The organism is Pseudomonas gingeri (assembly GCF_013385635.1).
Taxonomy (GTDB): Bacteria; Pseudomonadota; Gammaproteobacteria; order Pseudomonadales; family Pseudomonadaceae; genus Aquipseudomonas; species Aquipseudomonas gingeri_A.
Map to the genome: position 1 here is coordinate 34,482 of NZ_JACAPR010000014.1, position 15,630 is coordinate 50,111.

Genomic DNA, 15,630 nt, shown 5'->3' on the forward strand with positions numbered 1-15,630 from the left:
GGCTCGGGTGTTGTGCGGGCCTCTTCGCGGGCAAGCCCGCTCCCACGGGGTTCGGGGTGGTTTGGGAAGTTCGGGCTCGCTCCGGAGCCGGTGTGAGCGGGCTTTTCGGGGTGCCGCACCGCCGCGAAGGCGGCGGTGAAGTTGTATCAATATTCAGGTTGTAAGGATGAGGTTGAAGATGTCCCAGGCTGAAAAAATCGTTATCGCCGATGCGCCGTTGCGCTGGCAGGATGTGGTCGCGGTGGCCCGTCACGGCGCGCGGCTCGAGCTGGCGCCACAGACCTGGGCGCGGATCGACAACGCCCAGGCCATCGTCCAGCGGATCGTCGTCAGCGGCGAGCGGGCGTATGGCGTGAACACCGGCCTCGGCGGCCTGTCCAACGTGTCGCTGTCCGGCGAACAACTCAGCCAGTTGTCACGCAACACCCTGCTCAGCCATGCCTGTGGCGTCGGCGCGCCGTTGGTCGACGAGCAGACCCGGGCGATCATCTGCGCCGCCATCATCAACTACAGCCACGGCAAGTCCGGCCTGCACCGCCAGGTGGTCGAAGCCCTGCTGGCGCTGCTCAACCACGGCATCACCCCGCAAGTACCCTCCCAGGGCTCGGTCGGTTACCTGACCCATATGGCCCATATCGGCGTGGCCCTGCTCGGTGTCGGCCAGGTCAGCTACCGCGGGCAGATCGTTGCCGCGCAGCAGGCGCTGGCCGAGGAAGGCCTGCAACCGGTGCAACTGGGGGCCAAGGACGGACTGTGCCTGGTCAACGGCACGCCGTGCATGAGTGGCCTGAGCTGCCTGGCCCTGGCCGACGCGCACCGGCTGGTGCGGTGGTCCGACGTGACCGCGGCGATGAGCTTCGAGGCCCAGCGCGGACAGATCGCCGCGTTCGACGCAGAAATCATCGCGCTCAAGCCGCATCCCGGCATGCAGCAGGTCGGCAACAACCTGCGCGGCCTGCTCGCTGGCAGTGAAGTAATCGCCGCGAGCAAGGGCATTCGTACCCAGGACGCCCTGAGCATCCGTTCGATCCCGCAGGTCCACGGCGCGGCCCGCGATCAACTGGCCCACGCCACCCGGCAGATCGAAACCGAACTCAACGGTTGCACCGACAACCCGCTGCTGCTGGGGACGCCGGACAACTTCCGGGTGATGTCCCAGGCCAACCCCCACGGTCAGTCGGTCGCCCTCGCGGCGGATCTGCTGGCAATTGCCATGGCGGAAATCGGCTCGATCGCCGAGCGTCGCCTCGATCGCCTGATCAACCCTCATGTCAGCGGCTTGCCGGCGTTCCTGGTCAGCCAGCCGGGCGTCAACTCGGGGATGATGATCGTGCAGTACGTCGCTGCGTCCCTCTGTGCGCAGAATCGCCAGTTGGCGCAACCGGCGGTGCTCGACAACTACGTCACCTCCGCCCTGCAGGAAGATCATCTGAGCATGGGCACCAACGCCGCGCTCAAGCTGCATCAGGTCCTGGAAAACTGCACCCAGGTCCTCGCCATCGAGTATCTGCTGGCGGCCCAGGCCTTTGAGTTCCTCAAGGAGCAGCGCTTCGGCGCCGGCACCGACGCCGCCTGGAAACTGCTGCGCGAGCGTGTGCCGGCCTATGAGCAGGACCGCTGGCTGGCGCCGGATATCGCCAGCGCGGCGGCGATTCTCAAGGACGCCACCCTCTTGCACGACCGCTTGCCGAACCTGCACTGATTCCACGATAACCAGCGTGCCAAGGCGCCATCCGCTCAAAAAGCGGACAGCGACGGATAACGGAAGCTTCCGGAGCGACTGGTAGTTAATAAAACTCTCAAAAGGAGCATGAATGTGACTGCGTTAAACCTGATTCCCGGCCAACTGACCCTGGCACAACTGCGTGCCGTGTATCAGCAGCCGGTCAAACTGACTCTCGACAACAGTGCTTCGGCGCAGATCGAGGCCAGCGTCGCCTGCGTCGAGCAGATCCTCGCGGAAAACCGCACCGCCTACGGCATCAACACCGGTTTCGGCCTGTTGGCGTCGACCCGCATCGCCAGCGAAGACCTGGAAAACCTCCAGCGCTCCCTGGTGTTGTCCCATGCCGCGGGTGTCGGTGCGCCGATCAGCGACGCGCTGGTGCGCCTGATCATGGTGCTCAAGGTCAACAGCCTGAGCCGGGGCTTCTCCGGGATTCGTCGGCAGGTGATCGACGCGCTGATCGCGCTGATCAATGCCGAGGTTTATCCGCACATTCCGCTGAAGGGCTCGGTCGGCGCCTCCGGCGACCTGGCGCCATTGGCCCATATGTCGCTGGTGCTGCTGGGTGAAGGCAAGGCCCGCTACAAGGGTGAGTGGCTGGACGCCACGACCGCGCTGAAACAGGCCGGCCTGCAACCGCTGACCCTGGCCGCGAAAGAAGGCCTGGCGCTGCTCAACGGTACCCAGGTGTCCACCGCCTTTGCCCTGCGTGGCCTGTTCGAAGGCGAAGACCTGTTTGCCGGTGCCCTGGTCGCCGGTGGCCTGACCGTCGAGGCGGTGCTGGGTTCGCGTTCGCCGTTCGACGCCCGTATCCATGATGCGCGCGGCCAGCGCGGCCAGATCGACGCGGCAGCGAGCTATCGCCACCTGCTGGGCGAGCGCAGTGAAGTGTCCGACTCCCACGAGAACTGCGAGAAGGTCCAGGATCCGTACTCCCTGCGCTGCCAGCCGCAGGTCATGGGCGCCTGTCTGACCCAGTTCCGCCAGGCGGCCGAAGTGCTGGTGGTCGAAGCCAACGCCGTATCGGACAACCCGCTGGTGTTCGCGGCGGAAGGCGACGTGATTTCCGGCGGCAACTTCCACGCCGAACCGGTGGCCATGGCCGCCGACAACATGGCCCTGGCGATTGCCGAGATCGGTTCCCTGAGCGAGCGCCGTATCTCGTTGATGATGGACAAGCACATGTCGCAACTGCCGCCGTTCCTGGTGGCCAATGGCGGCGTCAACTCCGGCTTCATGATCGCCCAGGTGACCGCGGCGGCCCTGGCCAGCGAGAACAAGGCCCTGTCGCACCCGCACAGCGTCGACAGCCTGCCGACTTCCGCCAACCAGGAAGACCATGTGTCGATGGCGCCGGCCGCCGGCAAGCGCCTGTGGGAAATGGCCGAGAACACCCGTGGGATTCTCGCGGTCGAATGGCTGGCAGCCTGCCAGGGCCTGGACCTGCGCAACGGCCTGAAAACCTCGCCGACCCTGGAAACCGCACGAGCGACCCTGCGTGAAAAAGTCGCCTACTACGACAAGGACCGTTTCTTCGCCCCGGATATCGAAGCGGCCAGCGAGCTGCTGGCGTCCCGCTGCCTGACCCCGCTGGTCCCGGCGAAGTTGCTGCCAAGCCTGTAAGCATTGCCAGGAACAGATTTGGGCGACTTCTGTGGGAGTGGGCTTGCCCACGAAGAACGATGACGCGGTGTAACTGTGCGACCGTGCTGTCTTTATTCGCGGGCAAGCCCGCTCCCACAGGTTGAAGTGCAGGCCCGCCACCCGGCAGATGCTTTTTGCCTGGGCCGGTCGGGTTGGGTACTCTGCGACCCCTTTTTGCGGCCGGGTGGCCGCAAGACCTTCGCCACAAGTCTGATTCTCATCGATCTGTACCGATAAGAATAATTAAGGACGAGTCATGCAACAGCCAGTCACAGGTTTGAAACGCGGGCTTTCTGCTCGACATATTCGCTTCATGGCCCTGGGGTCCGCCATCGGCACAGGGTTGTTCTACGGTTCCGCCTCGGCCATCCAAATGGCCGGTCCGGCCGTGTTGCTGGCCTACCTGATCGGTGGCGCCGCGGTGTTCATGGTGATGCGCGCCCTCGGTGAAATGGCGGTGCACAACCCGGTGTCCGGTTCCTTCGGCCAATACGCCAGCACCTACGTCGGGCCGATGTCCGGCTTTATCCTCGGCTGGACCTACGCCTTCGAGATGGTCATTGTCGGCCTGGCCGACGTCACCGCCTTCGGCATCTATATGGGCTTCTGGTTTCCCGAGGTCGACCGCTGGGTCTGGGTCCTCGGTATCGTGTTCTTTATCGGCGCGCTGAACCTGTGCGCGGTGAAGGTCTTCGGTGAAATGGAGTTCTGGCTGTCACTGCTCAAGGTCGGCGCCATTGTCGCGATGATCCTCGGCGGTTTCGGCATCATGTTCTTCGGCATCAGCACGGCTACGCCAACTGCTGAGGTCGGCATCAGCAATCTCTGGGCCCATGGCGGCTTCATGCCCAATGGCGCGGCCGGGATGATCGCCTCGTTCGCGGTGGTGATGTTCGCCTTCGGCGGTATCGAGATCATCGGTGTCACCGCCGGCGAGGCCAAGGACCCGCAGCGGGTGATCCCCAAGGCGATCAATGCGGTGCCGGTGCGCATCCTGCTGTTCTATGTGCTGACCCTGTTCGTGCTGATGTCCATCTACCCATGGCCGCAGATCGGCAGCCAGGGTAGCCCGTTCGTGCAGATCTTCCAGAACCTGGGCATCGGCTCGGCGGCGACTATCCTCAATATCGTGGTGATCTCGGCGGCCGTTTCGGCAATCAACAGCGACATCTTCGGCGCCGGGCGCATGATGTACGGCCTGGCCCAGCAAGGGCAGGCGCCCAAGGCCTTTGCCCGATTGTCCCGCGCCGGCGTGCCGTGGATGACCGTGGTAGTGATGGGCGCGGCCCTGCTGGGTGGCGTGGTGCTGAACTACCTGATCCCGGAAAACGTGTTCCTGCTGATCGCCTCGATCGCGACCTTCGCCACCGTCTGGGTGTGGATCATGATCCTGATCACCCAGGTCGCCATGCGTCGCTCGATGAGCCGCGAAGACGCGGCCCAGCTGAAGTTCCCCGTGCCGTTCTGGCCCTATGCACCGATGGCGGCCATCGCCTTCATGGCCTTTATCTTCGGCGTGCTGGGCTGGTTCCCGGACAGCCGTCCGGCGCTGATCGTCGGCGCGGTGTGGATCGGCCTGCTGGTGCTGGCCTACCTGATCTGGGTCAAGCCGGCGGCGGCCCAGGCGGCGCGGGTCGTGCAAGATCCTTCCTTGTCTCATCGATAGCCCACGGAGGCCCCGGATGAAAACCCTTTGGCAGAACTGTCACGTTGCAAGCATGGCGCAAGGCACCTACTCGATCATCGAGGATGCCGCCATCGTGACCGTGGCGTCGAAGATCGAGTGGATCGGCCCGCGCGCCGAACTGCCGGTTGCGGATTATCCACAGGTCAATGATCTTGAAGGGGCCTGGGTGACACCGGGGTTGATCGATTGCCATACCCACACGGTGTTCGGCGGCAACCGCAGCGGTGAGTTCGAGCAGCGCCTGCAAGGCGTGAGCTACGCCGAGATCGCCGCCGCCGGGGGCGGTATCGCCAGTACCGTGCGGGCAACCCGTGCCGCCAGCGAGGACGAACTGTTCGCCAGCGCCCGGCAGCGTCTGACCTGTCTGCTGCGTGATGGTGTGACCAGTGTCGAGATCAAGTCGGGCTATGGCCTGGACCTGGACAGCGAGCGCAAGATCCTCAAGGTGATCCGCCGTCTGGGCGCCGAACTGCCGGTGACCGTACGCAGCACCTGCCTGGCGGCCCACGCGTTGCCGCCGGAGTACAAGGATCGCGCCGATGACTACATCGAGCATATCTGCACCGAAATGCTCCCGGCTCTGGCGGCCGATGGCCTGGTGGATGCGGTCGACGCGTTCTGCGAATACCTGGCGTTTTCCCCGGCCCAGGTCGAGCGTGTCTTCAAGGTCGCCCGGCAACTCGGCCTGCCGGTGAAACTGCACGCCGAGCAATTGTCTTCGCTGCACGGTTCGAGCCTGGCGGCGCGTTATCAGGCGTTGTCGGCGGATCACCTGGAGTTCATGACCGAAGAGGACGCCATCGCCATGGCGGCCGCCGGTACCGTGGCGGTGTTGCTGCCCGGCGCCTTCTATTTCCTGCGCGAAACCCAACTGCCGCCGATGGATGCCCTGCGCAAGCATGGGGTGAAGATCGCCGTCGCCAGCGACCTCAACCCGGGGACTTCGCCGGCGCTGTCGCTGCGCCTGATGTTGAACATGGCCTGCACACTGTTCCGCATGACCCCGGAAGAAGCCCTGGCCGGTGTCACCCTGCACGCCGCTACGGCGCTGGGCATGGGCGACAGCCACGGTTCCCTGGAGATCGGCAAGGTGGCGGACTTCGTCGCCTGGCAGATCGAGCGTCCGGCTGACCTGGCTTACTGGCTGGGCGGTGACCTGAGCAAACGCGTGGTGCGCCACGGCATTGAAGTACTGATCTAGGAGAATGGTTGTGGATAACGTCCTGAGCTTCAAACAAGGCCGCGTGCCGTTGCTGATCAGCATGCCCCACGCCGGGTTGAAACTGACCCCGGCGGTCCGGGACGGGTTGATTCCCGAGGCCCGCGGCCTGCCGGATACGGACTGGCATATTCCAAGGCTGTACGACTTCGCCGAGGCGCTCGGTGCCAGTACCCTGGCCGCTGAATATTCGCGGTTTGTCATCGACCTCAACCGTCCGTCCGACGACAAACCGTTGTATGTCGGGGCCACCACCGGTCTCTACCCGGCGACGCTGTTCGACGGCGTGCCGTTGTTCCAGGAAGGCCAGGTGCCGTCCGCCGAGGAGCGGGCGACCTACCTGGAACAGGTGTGGACGCCGTATCACCGCACCCTGCGGGATGAACTGGCGCGGCTCAAGGCCGAGTTCGGCTATGCGCTGCTGTTCGATGCCCACTCGATCCGCTCGGTGATTCCGCACCTGTTCGAGGGCAAGCTGCCGGACTTCAACCTCGGCACGTTCAATGGTGCGGCCTGCGATCCACAACTGGCGTCGCGCCTGGAAGCTATCTGTGCCGGCCATCCGGCCTACAGCCATGTGCTCAACGGGCGTTTCAAGGGCGGTCATATCACCCGTCACTACGGCCATCCCGCCGAGCACATCCATGCCGTGCAGCTGGAACTGGGCCAGTGCACCTATATGGAAGAGTTCGAACCGTTCAACTACCGCAGCGACCTGGCCGAGCCGACGCGGGTCGTGCTCAGGGAACTGCTGCAAGGCCTGCTGGCCTGGGGCGAAGAGCGCTACGGCCGCTGATGGCTTCGGTTTATTGTAGGAGCCGGCTTGCCGGCGATGGCGGCCAATCAGGCGGTGCAAGACCCACTGGCCTCATCGCCAGCAAGCCGGCTCCTACAGGGGGAGCACCTCGACCCCGGGGCTGAGAAAGTCGATGTGATAGCCGCTGGCCCCATCCCCGATGGCCACGTGGACACCCCTGATGCCTTCGTTCATCGGCGAGTTGTGGCTGTAGTTGATGTTCGGTCCGATGGCGTCATTGACCCCGATGGCAAATTCGCTGAGCAGCAGCCCGCGCTTGCCGGCGGCCCGGCGCAACAGGTCGACGTACTCCCGGCCCGCGACCTTGAGCGAGAGCACCCGATTGCGCTCGACCTGCAGCCAGGCATCGTGGCGGGCGACGTTGGCGGCCAGCGCCTGCATGTCGACCACCAGCTCGTGCGGCAGCGACTGGGCCCGGCTGCCCCGGGACATCAGCAGGCCGCTGACATGCAGCACGCCGCTGACCTGGAACAGGTCGGGGCCGTCCGGGTTCATATGGGCATAGTGCACCTCGAACAGCTCGGTGACCGACAGCACGAAGTTGCTGCCGATCTCGTCGCGGGTCATGGCATAGGGCGTTGAATGGTGGTCGAGCCAGACCTCGGCCCGGCTGCTGGCACTGCTCAGGCGCAACCGTTGCTGGCCACTCAACAGCCTCAGGGTGTCCTGTTGGCGTTGCAGGCAATCGGCAAAGTTGCTGCGCAACAACAGCATCAGGCTGTAAAGGGCGTTTTCCAGGCTGGGCTCGAAGACATGCAGCGGGCATAGCAGCGTCTGCTTGTGGCCGGTTCGCGCCGCGCGCTGGTAGAACTGCCGGGCGCCCTGGCTGGAAAAGGAAAACCCCAGGCTCTGTGCCGGCAGCTTTTCCAGCGATCCCAGCAGGCTGGCCTCAAGCCCCAGTTCGCAGAGGCCACGGATAAACATTTCGTTATCGGCGACGATAATGGCTTTTTCCGGGTAGGAAAGCAGGTCGGGCAAGCGGTACTGGCACATTCGAAACTCCCTTTCATGTCTGGCTCTGATAGCCCGGTGGAGCAGCTCCTGCCGCTCGGTTTTACCCTGGGTATTGAAACGTTTATTGAACCGATTTGAACACTGACCGAACGGCTAGGCGCCTGGGGAGGGGTTGCGCGGCGGCGCTTTTGACAAGGGCATGCCGTTTCGGCAATTCGGGTTTATGATGCCGGACGGCAGAATAATAGAAGTCCCCACAGGGATGACCTCGACCCTTACGGAGCGCGTGATGCAGACTTTGTACCCGCAGATCAAACCCTACGCCCGGCACGATCTGGCCGTGGATGAGCCGCATGTGCTGTATGTCGACGAAAGCGGCTCGCCCGAGGGCTTGCCGGTGGTATTCATTCACGGCGGCCCGGGTGCCGGCTGTGACGCCCAGAGTCGGCGTTATTTCGACCCCAACCTGTACCGTATCGTCACGTTCGACCAGCGTGGTTGCGGTCGTTCGACGCCCCACGCCAGCCTGGAAAACAACACCACTTGGGACCTGGTGGCGGACCTGGAGCGGATTCGCGAGCACCTGGGGATCGACAAATGGGTGCTATTCGGCGGTTCCTGGGGCTCGACCCTGGCCCTGGCGTACGCCCAGACCCACCCGGAGCGGGTCCATGGCCTGATCCTGCGGGGCATCTTTCTCTGCCGTCCGCAGGAAATCGAGTGGTTCTACCAGGCCGGCGCCAGTCGCCTGTTCCCGGACTACTGGCAGGATTACCTGGCACCGATCCCGCTGGACGAGCGCGGCGACCTGCTGACCGCTTTTCACAAGCGCCTGACCGGCAACGACCAGATCGCCCAGATGCATGCCGCCAAGGCCTGGTCGACCTGGGAAGGCCGTACCGCGACCCTGCGTCCCAACCCGCTGGTGGTCGATCGCTTCTCCGAGCCGCAGCGGGCCCTGTCGATAGCCCGGATCGAGTGCCATTACTTCACCAACAATGCGTTCCTGGAACCCAACCAACTGATTCGCGACATGGACAAGATCGCCCATCTGCCTGGCGTGATCGTACACGGTCGCTACGATGTGATCTGCCCGCTGGACAACGCTTGGGAGTTGCATCAGGCCTGGCCCAACAGCGAGCTGCAGGTGATCCGCGATGCCGGTCACGCCGCGTCGGAGCCGGGTATCACCGATGCGCTGGTGCGCGCGGCCAGCCAGATGGCGCGGCGCCTGCTCGATCTGCCTCCCGAAGAAGCATGAAGGGCCTGCTGCAGCGCGTCAGTGGCGCACGGGTCGAGGTCGCGGGTGAGGTGGTCGGAGCCATCGACCAGGGTTTGCTGGTGCTGCTGGCCGTCGAACCCGATGACACCCGCGCCAGTGCCGACAAACTTCTGAAGAAGCTGCTTAACTATCGGGTGTTCAGCGATCCCCAGGGCAAGATGAACCTTTCCCTGGCGGATATCGGTGGCGGGTTGCTGCTGGTCTCGCAGTTCACCCTGGCCGCCGATACCCAGAGCGGATTGCGCCCGAGCTTCTCCACGGCGGCGCCTCCGGCGACCGCCGAGGCACTTTTCGACTATGTAGTGGCACAGGCGCAACGATTGCATGGCCAAGTGGCGACGGGGCGTTTCGGGGCGGATATGAAGGTGCATCTGGTCAATGATGGCCCGGTAACCTTCCTGTTACAGACCTGAAAGCACCAAAAACGACGTATCGGGCTGAAAACAGGGGGATTTGTCGATAAATACTTTGTTTCGCCTGATGCGTTGTAACGCGGCCTACTAGATAATCGCGCGCTATGGGGATCAGCGTTCGTTGGTCCATTTTGACTTAGGTAGAGACTTGTCCGACGCCGTTTGGGGAATCATTTAGCCCCAGAGGAGTCGGAACAATGCTCGCCAACCTGGCATATAGATAGCTAGCCGTTGGTTTTTTGATCTGTTTTCGGCGAGGGTTGCTCGTGATTGTTAGTCCCTGTAATGCACCAAAATTGACTGCCAAAGGGTTACGAAAAGCACTGGTGACGGGTTCCGCACTGCTTTGCCTGCTCAGCGCCGGCCAACTCTTTGCATTCAATCTGGACGATGTGGCGGCCAAGGCGAAGACCCTGGCCGGGCAGAAATACGAAGCTCCGCGCAGCAATCTGCCGAACGAATTTCGTGAGATGAAGTTTGCGGACTATCAGAAAATCCGCTTCCTGACCGACAAGGCCGAATGGGCCGATCAGAAGACCCCGTTCAAGCTGTCGTTCTATCACCAGGGCATGCATTTCGACACCCCGGTGAAAATCAACGAAATCACCGCCAACGATGTCTCGGAGATCAAGTACGACCCGAGCCGTTTCGATTTCGGCGACATGAAGTTCGATCCTAAAACCACCGAGCAACTGGGTTATGCCGGTTTCCGCGTGCTTTACCCGATCAACAAGGCCGACAAGCAAGACGAAATCATGACCATGCTCGGCGCGAGCTACTTCCGCGTCGTCGGCAAGGGCCAGGCCTATGGCCTGTCCGCCCGTGGCATGGCGATCGATACCGCGCTGCCGTCCGGTGAAGAGTTCCCGCGCTTCACCGAGTTCTGGATCCAGCAGCCCAAGCCGACCGACAAGCACCTGGTGATCTTCGCCCTGCTCGATTCGCCACGGGCCACCGGCGCCTACCGGCTGATCCTGCGTCCGGGCACCGACACCATCGTCGACGTGAAGGCGCAGATGTTCCTGCGTGACAAGGTCGGCAAGCTGGGCGTGGCCCCGCTGACCAGCATGTTCCTGTTCGGCGCCAACCAGCCGTCGAAAGTCCTCAACTACCGTCGCGAGCTGCACGATTCCAGTGGCCTGTCGATCCACGCCGGGAACGGCGAATGGCTGTGGCGTCCGCTGAACAATCCGAAACACCTGGCGGTGAGCAACTTCTCCGTGGAGAACCCGCGTGGTTTCGGACTGCTGCAACGGGGTCGTGATTTCAGCCACTACGAAGATCTCGATGATCGCTACGACAAGCGCCCGAGTGCCTGGATCGAGCCGAAGGGCGATTGGGGCAAGGGCACCGTCGACCTGGTAGAGATCCCGACCGCCGACGAAACCAACGACAACATCGTGGCTTTCTGGAATCCGGAAAAACTCGCCCAGCCGGGCGAAGCGATGAACTTCGCCTACCGCATGCACTGGACCCAGGACGAAGCCGCCCTGCATTCGCCGGACAGCGCCTGGGTCAAGCAGACCCTGAAGTCCACCGGTGACGTCAAGCAATCGAACCTGATCCGCCAGCCGGACGGCAGCGTCGCCTATCTGGTGGACTTCGAGGGGCCGTCCCTCAAGGCCTTGCCGGAAGATGCGCCGGTACGCAGCCAGGTCAGCGTCGGCGACAACGCCGAAGTGGTGGAAAACACCCTGCGCTACAACTCGGAAACCCAGGGCTGGCGCCTGACCCTGCGCCTGAAGATCAAGGATCCGGGCAAGTCCACCGAAATGCGCGCGGCGCTGGTCAAGGACATCGTCACGCCTGAGCCGGCCAAGGCCTCGTCCCAGGTCGTCAAGGCCGACAAGGTAGCGGCCAAGACCCAGGAAAAAGAAGCCAAGGCCCAGGAGAAAGAAGCCAAGGCCCAGGAGAAAGAAGCCAAGGCCCAGGAGAAAGACGCGGCCAAGGGCGCGGATAACAAGGCCAAGGACAAGAAAGAGCATGACGCCCCGGCGCCGGCTCCCGAGGCTGCCCCTACCACCCCGGAACCGGTGAAGACTGAACAAGTCCTGACCGAGACCTGGAGCTACCAGTTGCCTGCCGATGAGTAATTCAATCGCCCAGCCAGAGACTCTTTCCGAGTACCTGGCGCACCTGCCGCTGAGCGCCGAGCAGCGCGCCGAGCTGGCGAGCTGCGGCTCGTTCGCCGAGCTGCATGAGCGCCTCAGCGCCCATCCGTCCGTCGACTCCGCCGAGGCTGCGCAAGCCTCGGTGGGGCGTCGCCTGAGCCTCAACTCGGCCTCTGAGCTGGAGGACGCCGAGATGCTCGCGGTCGACGCCAGTGGCCGGGTCTGTCTCAAGGCCACGCCGCCGATCCGCCGGACCCGGGTCGTGCCCGAGCCCTGGCGCACCAATATCCTGGTGCGTGGCTGGCGCCGCCTGACCGGCCGCAGCAATCCGCCGGCACCCAAGGATGACAAGCGCGACCTGCCCCATGCGCGCTGGCGCACCGTGGGTTCGATCCGCCGCTACATTCTGCTGGTGCTGATGCTGGGCCAGACCATCGTCGCCGGCTGGTATATGAAAGGCATCATGCCTTACCAGGGCTGGTCGTTCGTCGATCTCAACGAAGTGATGCGCCAACCGCTGCTGCAGACGGCCCAGCAAGTGCTGCCGTATGCCTTGCAGACGAGCATCCTGGTGCTGTTCGGGATCCTGTTCTGCTGGGTCTCGGCGGGTTTCTGGACCGCCTTGATGGGCTTCCTCGAACTCCTGACCGGGCACGACAAGTACCGTATTTCCGGTGCCAGTGCCGGTAGCGAGCCGATTGCCAAGGATGCGCGTACCGCCATCGTCATGCCGATCTGCAACGAAGACGTGCCGCGGGTCTTCGCCGGCCTGCGAGCGACCTTCGAGTCGGTCGCGGCCACCGGTGACCTGGATCGCTTCGACTTCTTTGTCCTCAGCGACAGCAACGACACCGATATCTGCGTCGCCGAGCAACAGGCCTGGCTGGATGTCTGTCGCGAAGCTTCGGGTTTCGGCCGGATCTTCTACCGCCGTCGCCGTCGTCGCGTGAAGCGCAAGAGCGGCAACCTCGACGACTTCTGCCGTCGTTGGGGCGGCGACTACAAGTACATGGTGGTGCTCGACGCCGACAGCGTCATGAGCGGCGAATGCCTGACCAGCCTGGTGCGCCTGATGGAAGCCACGCCGGACGCCGGGATCATCCAGACCGCGCCACGGGCGTCGGGCATGGACACCCTGTATGCCCGCATGCAGCAGTTCGCGACCCGCGTCTACGGTCCGCTGTTCACTGCCGGCCTGCACTTCTGGCAGTTGGGCGAGTCCCACTACTGGGGCCACAACGCGATCATCCGCATGAAGCCGTTCATCGAGCACTGCGCCCTGGCGCCGTTGCCCGGCAAAGGCGCGTTCGCCGGTGCGATCCTCTCCCACGACTTCGTCGAAGCCGCGCTGATGCGCCGCGCCGGCTGGGGCGTGTGGATTGCCTACGACCTGCCGGGCAGCTACGAAGAGTTGCCGCCGAACCTGCTGGACGAGCTCAAGCGCGACCGTCGCTGGTGCCACGGCAACCTGATGAACTTCCGCCTGTTCCTGGTCAAGGGCATGCACCCGGTGCACCGCGCGGTGTTCCTCACCGGCGTGATGTCCTACCTGTCGGCCCCGCTATGGTTCTTCTTCCTGGTGCTGTCGACGGCCCTGCTGGCGGTCAACACGCTGATGGAGCCGCAGTACTTCATGGAGCCGCGCCAGCTTTACCCGCTGTGGCCGCAATGGCATCCGGACAAGGCGGTGGCGCTGTTCTCCACCACCATCGTGCTGCTGTTCCTGCCCAAGCTGTTGAGCATCATCCTGATCTGGGCCAAGGGCGCGAAAGAGTTCGGCGGCAAGTTCAAGGTGACCCTGTCGATGCTGCTGGAGATGCTGTTCTCCATGCTGCTGGCGCCGGTGCGGATGATTTTCCACACCCGCTTCGTGCTGGCCGCGTTTCTCGGCTGGGCGGCGACCTGGAACTCACCGCAGCGTGACGACGACTCCACGCCGTGGAGCGAAGCGGTGCGCCGCCACGGTCCGCAAACCGTGCTGGGTGCGCTCTGGGCCTTGCTGGTGATCTGGCTCAACCCGAGCTTCCTCTGGTGGCTGGTGCCGATCGTCGGTTCGCTGATGCTGTCGATCCCGGTGTCGGTGATCTCCAGCCGGGTCAAGCTGGGCCTGCGTTCGAAGGACGAAAGCCTGTTCCTCATCCCCGAGGAATACAACCCGCCCCAGGCGCTGCTGGCAACGGACGAGTACACCCATGAAAACCGTTGGCACGCGCTGAACGACGGTTTTGTCCGGGCCGTGGTCGATCCGCAACAGAACGCCCTGGCGTGTGCCCTGGCCACTGCCCGCCACGGTCAGGCCGAGCCGATCGAATGGCTGCGTATCGAGCGCGTACGGCATGCGTTGAAGGTCGGTCCGGCGGCGCTGGACAACCACTCCCGCCTGCAATTGCTGAGCGATCCGGTGGCCCTGGCCCGCCTGCATGCGCAGGTCTGGAGCGAAGGCCATGCGGAGTGGCTGACGGCCTGGCGTGATTCGGTCAAGGCCGATCCCCATGCGCCGCTGCTGCCACTGCAACCGGCTGCGGTGGCTGGTCAGCCGGCCTGAATACATCTTCCCCTGGGCCGTCGGTCCAGGGGAGGGTGCAGGCTTCATCGTTACAGTGTATTTCCCCTCCAGCACCTCCCCCGCATCTATTGTCATTTGGTAACAAAAGACCCGTCCGACGCCGTATGGCAGCGTGATCGAGTGCGTTAGGATCGCGCCCCGAAATCGTGCCGACCAGGCTTGCCGGCGACTGTGGCTTCGCACAGTGCGCCAGGAACTGCCGGCATCATCGGGAAATGGACCAAGGAATCTTCATGACGAAAAGGTATCTGTCGATACTGTTGCTGGGCGCCGCCACGCTCTTCCACGCCTGCTGGCTCCAGGCGGGCGCCATCGACGAAGCGGTCAGGCGGGGAAGCCTCAAGGTCGGTACCAATCCGACCTATATGCCGTTTCAGATGACTGACAAGCTGGGGCGGGTCGTGGGCTTTGAAATCGACCTGCTGCACGAGATGAGCAAGTCCCTCGGCGTGAAGCTGGAGTTGTTGCCCAGCAGTTACCCGGAACTGATCCCCAATCTGCTGGCGGGCAAGACCGACCTGGTCGCCAGCGGCATGACCCTGACCCAGGAGCGCAACCTGCGCCTGAACTTCAGCGATCCCTTTATCGTGGTCGGGCAGACACTGTTGATTCCGCTGGAACTGGCGAGCAAGGTGCAGAGTTTCGAGGATCTGAACGAACCCGGCTACCGCATCCGGGTCAAGGCCGGCACCACCGGTGAAATAGTGGCCAGGAGAATGATCGGCAAGGCCCAACTGGTCAGCTACGCCACCGAGGAGGAGGGCGTGCGGGACGTGATCGACGGCAAGGCGGATGCCTTTATCCATGACGCGCCCTACAACCTGGTGGCGGTGAACAAGCTGGGCCAGGGCAAGCTGCTGTGCCTGGAGCAGCCCTTTACCTATGAGCCCCTGGCTTTTGGCCTGAAGAAGGGCGACCACGACAGCCTGAACTGGATCAACCATTTCCTCCACCAGATCGCCGAAGATGGCACCTATGATCGGATCCATGACAAGTGGTTCAAGGAAACCGCCTGGCTGGCCGAGATCGACTGAAACCAGTATTGATGGTCGTTCCCACGCTGATCGTTCCCACGCTCCGCGTGGGAATGCTTCCTTGGACGCTCCGCGTCCGCTGTTGTGACGCAGAGCGTCACGTGCTGCATTCCCACGCTGGAGCGTGGGAACGATCATCAATGATCGGCGCAGAGATGCTTCAGACCTTGAAGCGCT

General features: G+C 63.5%; 11 protein-coding genes. 10 read left to right on the forward strand and 1 reads right to left on the reverse strand.

What is annotated here, in order from left to right; all coding sequences use genetic code 11:
• Window positions 1-178: 178 nt before the first annotated feature.
• From HX851_RS21255 to hutG, 5 genes are all read left to right on the forward strand, one after another.
• On the forward strand, window positions 179-1,702 hold the full coding sequence (locus HX851_RS21255) for an HAL/PAL/TAL family ammonia-lyase (protein ID WP_177064430.1): 1,524 nt from the start codon (window positions 179-181) through the stop codon (window positions 1,700-1,702).
• A gap of 108 nt (window positions 1,703-1,810) precedes the next feature.
• Window positions 1,811-3,349, forward strand: coding sequence for a histidine ammonia-lyase (hutH, locus tag HX851_RS21260; RefSeq protein ID WP_177064431.1), 1,539 nt, complete (start codon window positions 1,811-1,813; stop codon window positions 3,347-3,349).
• A gap of 277 nt (window positions 3,350-3,626) precedes the next feature.
• Entirely contained in the window at window positions 3,627-5,036 is a 1,410-nt protein-coding gene (locus HX851_RS21265) for an amino acid permease (RefSeq protein WP_177064432.1), read from the forward strand.
• 16 nt (window positions 5,037-5,052) lie between these two features.
• Complete coding sequence (gene hutI, locus HX851_RS21270) at window positions 5,053-6,258, forward strand: imidazolonepropionase (RefSeq protein WP_177064433.1); 1,206 nt, start codon at window positions 5,053-5,055, stop codon at window positions 6,256-6,258.
• A 10-nt stretch (window positions 6,259-6,268) separates the two neighbouring features.
• On the forward strand, window positions 6,269-7,072 hold the full coding sequence (gene hutG / locus HX851_RS21275; RefSeq protein WP_177064434.1) for an N-formylglutamate deformylase: 804 nt from the start codon (window positions 6,269-6,271) through the stop codon (window positions 7,070-7,072).
• 93 nt (window positions 7,073-7,165) lie between these two features.
• Here the strand turns inward: hutG and HX851_RS21280 are convergent, their stop codons facing one another.
• Window positions 7,166-8,086: a CgnE/CgnB domain-containing protein gene (locus tag HX851_RS21280; protein ID WP_177064435.1), complete on the reverse strand. Its 921-nt coding sequence runs from the start codon at window positions 8,084-8,086 to the stop codon at window positions 7,166-7,168.
• Between the two features lie 250 nt (window positions 8,087-8,336).
• Between HX851_RS21280 and pip the strand changes: the two genes are divergently transcribed.
• From pip to HX851_RS21305, 5 genes are all read left to right on the forward strand, one after another.
• The gene (gene pip / locus HX851_RS21285) at window positions 8,337-9,308 is read left to right on the forward strand and encodes a prolyl aminopeptidase (RefSeq protein WP_177063455.1); all 972 of its coding nucleotides are present in this window, start codon (window positions 8,337-8,339) and stop codon (window positions 9,306-9,308) included.
• Window positions 9,305-9,742 (forward strand): D-aminoacyl-tRNA deacylase, encoded by a 438-nt coding sequence (gene dtd / locus HX851_RS21290; RefSeq protein WP_177063456.1) that lies wholly within the window; start codon window positions 9,305-9,307, stop codon window positions 9,740-9,742. The genes pip and dtd overlap by 4 nt, the downstream gene beginning before the upstream one ends.
• Before the next feature lie 266 nt (window positions 9,743-10,008).
• Complete coding sequence (locus HX851_RS21295) at window positions 10,009-11,835, forward strand: glucan biosynthesis protein G (protein WP_369680917.1); 1,827 nt, start codon at window positions 10,009-10,011, stop codon at window positions 11,833-11,835.
• Entirely contained in the window at window positions 11,828-14,398 is a 2,571-nt protein-coding gene (mdoH, locus tag HX851_RS21300) for a glucans biosynthesis glucosyltransferase MdoH (RefSeq protein WP_177064437.1), read from the forward strand. Before HX851_RS21295 ends, mdoH begins: the two co-directional genes overlap by 8 nt.
• A gap of 254 nt (window positions 14,399-14,652) precedes the next feature.
• The gene (locus tag HX851_RS21305; RefSeq protein WP_177063459.1) at window positions 14,653-15,453 is read left to right on the forward strand and encodes a transporter substrate-binding domain-containing protein; all 801 of its coding nucleotides are present in this window, start codon (window positions 14,653-14,655) and stop codon (window positions 15,451-15,453) included.
• The last annotated feature ends 177 nt before the right edge of the window (window positions 15,454-15,630 follow it).